This window comes from Streptomyces luteosporeus (assembly GCF_039532865.1).
Classification (GTDB): Bacteria; Actinomycetota; Actinomycetes; order Streptomycetales; family Streptomycetaceae; genus Streptomyces; species Streptomyces luteosporeus.
In genome coordinates, this window is the sequence record NZ_BAAASL010000015.1 from 29,316 (window position 1) to 33,150 (window position 3,835).

Annotated in this window: 5 protein-coding genes; 2 read left to right on the forward strand and 3 right to left on the reverse strand. The window is 68.9% G+C overall.

The window, feature by feature from the left end; translation table 11 throughout:
* Positions 1-202: 202 nt before the first annotated feature.
* Complete coding sequence (locus ABD361_RS20130) at positions 203-970, forward strand: class I SAM-dependent methyltransferase (RefSeq protein ID WP_344436771.1); 768 nt, start codon at positions 203-205, stop codon at positions 968-970.
* Positions 971-1,300: 330 nt separating this feature from the next.
* Here the strand turns inward: ABD361_RS20130 and ABD361_RS20135 are convergent, their stop codons facing one another.
* The gene (locus ABD361_RS20135) at positions 1,301-1,795 is read right to left on the reverse strand and encodes a hypothetical protein (protein WP_344436772.1); all 495 of its coding nucleotides are present in this window, start codon (positions 1,793-1,795) and stop codon (positions 1,301-1,303) included.
* A gap of 33 nt (positions 1,796-1,828) precedes the next feature.
* Entirely contained in the window at positions 1,829-2,362 is a 534-nt protein-coding gene (locus ABD361_RS20140; RefSeq protein ID WP_344436773.1) for a GNAT family N-acetyltransferase, read from the reverse strand.
* Positions 2,363-2,424: 62 nt separating this feature from the next.
* Between ABD361_RS20140 and ABD361_RS20145 the strand changes: the two genes are divergently transcribed.
* Complete coding sequence (locus ABD361_RS20145; RefSeq protein WP_344436774.1) at positions 2,425-2,706, forward strand: hypothetical protein; 282 nt, start codon at positions 2,425-2,427, stop codon at positions 2,704-2,706.
* Between the two features lie 43 nt (positions 2,707-2,749).
* On the opposite strand, the gene ABD361_RS20150 is transcribed toward ABD361_RS20145, so the two are convergent.
* Positions 2,750-3,334: a hypothetical protein gene (locus ABD361_RS20150; protein WP_344436775.1), complete on the reverse strand. Its 585-nt coding sequence runs from the start codon at positions 3,332-3,334 to the stop codon at positions 2,750-2,752.
* Positions 3,335-3,835: the final 501 nt, after the last annotated feature.

Consider the following 3,835-nt stretch of genomic DNA (forward strand, 5'->3'; position numbering starts at 1 on the left):
GGCGACGAGCTCGGGGAAGGCGCGGTTCAAGGAGGCGCCGCGGCGGGAGACGATCTGTACGGGCCCGTCACCAGGCACCCCGATGCCAGCGCGATAGCCGTCCTTCTCCAGATTTTGACGTGTCTCATGAGACATCAGCTCGCGTCTGTGCCCCCAGAAAAGATCAAGCACCGCAGGGGCCGCCCGTGTCAGGATGCTGGGCATGTCTGGTCGCGCGCTGAGTTTCGGAGTGGTGGCGGAAGCATACGAACGGTTCCGGCCGGGGTATCCCGTGGAGCTGTTCGACATGGTGATGGCATACGAGGGCCACCCGGTTCGGACCGCCCTCGAGATCGGCGCTGGGACAGGCAAGGCAACCCGCCTGTTCGCTCAACGAGGGGTCATGGTCACCGCGACCGATCCTGACGGGGCCATGCTCGCGGAACTGCGCAAGCACGTGCCGACGAACGTCAGAACGGTGCAAGCCGCGTTCGAGGACTTGCGACCGGGTGAACGGTATGGACTGGTCTATGCGGCAGCCGCGCTGCATTGGACGAACCCGGAGGGCCGGTGGTCGCGCGTGGCCGCGCTGCTGGAACCGGGTGGCGTATTCGCCTCATGCGGCGGGCCATTTCGACTGGCTGATCCGGCTGTGGAGGAAGTTGTCCGCGCGGCGCGAGCACCATTCTTGGAGAGTGACGAGATTCCGTCGCCTGACGGGACGCCTCCGGATCATGAGATGCAGTGGCCGGGCACGGAGCTGCAACAGTCTGAGTGGTTCACCGGCGTTCAGCAGTCCGTGATCGAACGGCGCGTGACGATGAACGCCCGCGACTACGTTGGTCATCTCTCCACCATCTCGGCTTATCTCGCCTTGCCGCCCGCGGAGCGAGAGCAGGTATTCAGCCAGATCATGCAGGTACTGCCGGACAGAGTCGAGATGGCCGCCGACATCACCATCCATCTCGCGCATCGGCGCCACCAGGATTGATCACTTCACCTCACCATGCCAGCCCGCCGGCCCCAGGCTGGTTCCGAGCCACTTTCACTCGCGTGTGGCGTGTGATCGGTCGAGCGGGATGACGACGGCTGAGCGTTGGGCGATCTGCTCGCGGAGGGCAGTGTTCTCCGCACCCCGCAGGCATGCGTCACCACTCTGGCAACGTGCAGTATTCCGGTGCCGGTCGGAGGTGCGCTCGGAGATGCCGCGATGTCACTCGGATGAGACAACTCCAAGTGTCTGGAGAACCATCCCACTTGACCTCGAAAAATCCCTGCTCAGGAAGCTCCGATACCGGCTTGGCCAGCATGGGAGGCGGCATCACCAGGGGCATGGCCCACCAGCCGGCCCGGCCGCCAGCGCCTGCGGCCACGGCAGGCGCATCCAGTCGACCAGCGGCCCGTGATGCCAGGTCAGCTCCTCCCAGTCATAGGACGGCCGGGGCGCAGGGACAGGCCCAGATGCCAGCGGCGTCCAGCGATCGAGTGCCAGGACCGTACCGTCCTCCACGACGTGCCGGCGCTCCCACACCCACCCGTCGCAGTCAAGGACGTACCCCGCTCTCGGTGGCTGGGGCACGCGGCGATGGCCGATGTCCCACAGCACCGGCCGCACCAGGGGATCCGCGCAGTGCACCGCGTTGCGCCGCGCGAGGGCCAGAGCTCGGCGCGCGGCCTCGCGGCGGCGACCGGGTTCACTTTCGCCCGCCACCTCCGGCAGGGCCAGCATGTCCCGTACCGTCAGCTCGCACGCGTGACGATGGCAGGCCAGGCTCTCGGCGGTCAGGACATGAGCCGGGTGGTGGGGCGAGGACACGGCGCTGGCCTCCAAGGGGAGTGCGGGGCCTGTTCAACGACGCCGCGCGGCGCCGGGAACGCCCCGCCGCTCTTTGGTAGCCCCGTGGCTGGGCGAGGGCTGCTCACTGCGGCGGGTGCAGGCCGCGAGGACCGCGCGAGGGGAGGCGACATAGATGTCCCGGAGGGTGCCGGGCCACGCCTCGGTGAATCCACAGCGGATGAAGAACGTTATCCGGCCGGTGCGGTCGTCGCTGTACTCGGCGAGGAGCCCGATCCCCGTCGCCCCGGCTTCATGAGCCCGGCGCGCGAATTCGCGCATCAACGCGCGGCCGGCGCCCGCACGGCGGTGCGTGGTGGAGATGAAGCTGATCCATGCGTGCGGGCGGGAGAGGCGCATGTCGTCGAGCGGATGTGTGGCGTCGTCCAGGTGGCCCTCCAGCTGACCGACGGCATGGCCGTCCTCGGCCAGGGCTACCAGGGTGGTGAACTCCTGGCCGTTGCGGGGGTCGGTCCGCGGAGCGTTCCGGTAGCCGCTCGCGGCGAGCACACCAGCGTCGACCAGGGCCACGTCCACAGCAGTGATCACATCATCAGGATAGGGACCGGCCAGGCCGACCCCTTCCATGCGGACCACTCGTTAACCAGTACGTGACGACGCTGCCCTTGGACGACGCCGCGCGGCTTCTTGCAGAGCTGAAGGCCGGTACCTGGGAACCAACAGAGCTCGAACGCGACTTCGCGGAAGACCTGGCCCGCGCTGGCCTGTCAGCTTCCAGCCTGCGGGCTGGACTACGCGCGGCTCCGCCCGGCCTCCTTGCCGCCGTCCTCGAACCGGTGACCATCGCGATGGAGCACACGGTGCCGGCCGTGAACGAGGAGGAGCTACAGGTCCTGCGGCAGCTCCTGGACAGGGCTGCGCCTGCGCCGTGACCGTCATCCCTCGTCGTGCCCCCAGGAACTCGGGCGCCGTGTGTCAGCGGGGCGCAGCTTCGGCTCGCTCCCTGCCGGGCAGAGCGCTCGCTGACCGCATGTGGTCGCACTGGCATGCGCGCGGACTGAACTCGACGCCGACGGCCGCGCCGGCGACCGGGAAGAACCGGAGTCCCTGGGCAGACTGCCGGGTGGTGCTCCACGTGTACTCCTCGCACCCGTGCACGGCGCGGAGCAGCATGCGGGTTGCGTAGCGCCGGCCCCGGTAGGCGGCGGTCACGCGGATCTGGCTGACCAGGCCCAAGCGGCACTGCGCGCAAGCCCGCCACTCCAGTCGCGCGAAGTCGTACCCGTCCTCGGGCCGGCAGACCCGCAGCCGCTGGGCACCGGCGGGGGTGACCGGCGGCGCGTACAGCCACAGATTCCCGTGCGCGCCACCAGATCCGCGCCCGCGGAACACGTCGGTGATACGGGACCACACCGTGTCCACCTCCTGAAGCGCGCCTGCGGCATGTGATGACGGCGCCGCGCGGATCCGGCCGGTACACGGCGGCGGGCAGAGGAGAAGGAGCCCGGCGACCAGGCGCATCGGCTTCTTCGATGTTGAGGTGCCGCCGGGCTCCCGCATTCTCTCACTTCGCCGGCGCGGGTGATCCGGAGACGTACGGGCTGGTGTTTCCGGCAGACCGCGGTGGCTGCGGCGAGGAGCAAGGACGCGCAGGGCGGTCACCGGGTCCCGCAGCATCAGGGCGACCGTGGCCGGGCGGGTGAGGCTGGTGGGCAGGTGGGCGACGGCTCGGGCATGGCGGTCGGGTCGGGCGGAGGCGGTGAACGCGAGCGCGTGGAGGTTGGTCAAGCCGGTGGTGTCGGCGTAGGGCTCGTCTAGCCCAGGGCGGCGGACGGCGCGAAGTCCCTGGGGCTGGAGCGACTTGGGGATCTCGCGACACGTCCCGTAGCAGGAAACGCCGCATGAACTCCCTACGCGATCGTTCCCGCTGTGCGGAACCAAGGAGCCTGTATCCGTTTTTGTCCCCTCTGCCCACCAAGCATCGGTTGCTGGCGGCGTAGGAGGAGCCTCTCTTAGTCCTTGATCGTTCTGCGCTGCCCACCGGACGTGGGGAGTGTGGAC